We start from the raw sequence: 449 nt of genomic DNA, 5'->3' as shown, positions 1-449 counted from the left end.
ACATGGCCCTGATCGAGTACGTACGCGACTTGCTGCTGACCAAGGGCATCGAGTCACTGATCGTCAAGGACGAAACGGGTAAAAAGGCCAACCTGTTCGCCAGCACCGGCCCTAAAGAGTTACCAGGCATTCTGTTGTCCGGCCACACCGACGTAGTACCGGCGGCGGGGCAGGCCTGGACCTTGCCGGCGTTTGAGGCGACGGTGCAGGACGGGCGGATCTACGGGCGTGGCAGTTGCGACATGAAGGGGTTTATCGCGTTGGCCATCGACGCCATGCTCGATGCCGCCGACCATTCGTTGAGCCGACCGCTGCAAATCGCCTTGTCCCATGACGAAGAAACCGGCTGCGTCTGTGTACGACGTTTACTCGACGTGCTGCACCTGGCGCCGGTACGGCCGTTTTTGTGCCTGATCGGTGAGCCGACCAACATGCAGTTCGTGCTGGGG

At 61.0% G+C, this 449-nt stretch carries 1 protein-coding gene; it reads left to right on the top strand.

Annotation, left to right across the window (positions count from 1 at the left end; all coding sequences use genetic code 11):
* A partial coding sequence (locus AC1DF0_RS32260) for a M20/M25/M40 family metallo-hydrolase (RefSeq protein WP_477577658.1) occupies positions 1 to 449 on the top strand: 449 nt, incomplete at both ends.

This window comes from Paenibacillus sp. 05T425, assembly GCF_056396205.1.
Note: the sequence above shows the minus strand (reverse complement) of the source record. Positions and strands in the feature narration are given on the sequence as shown.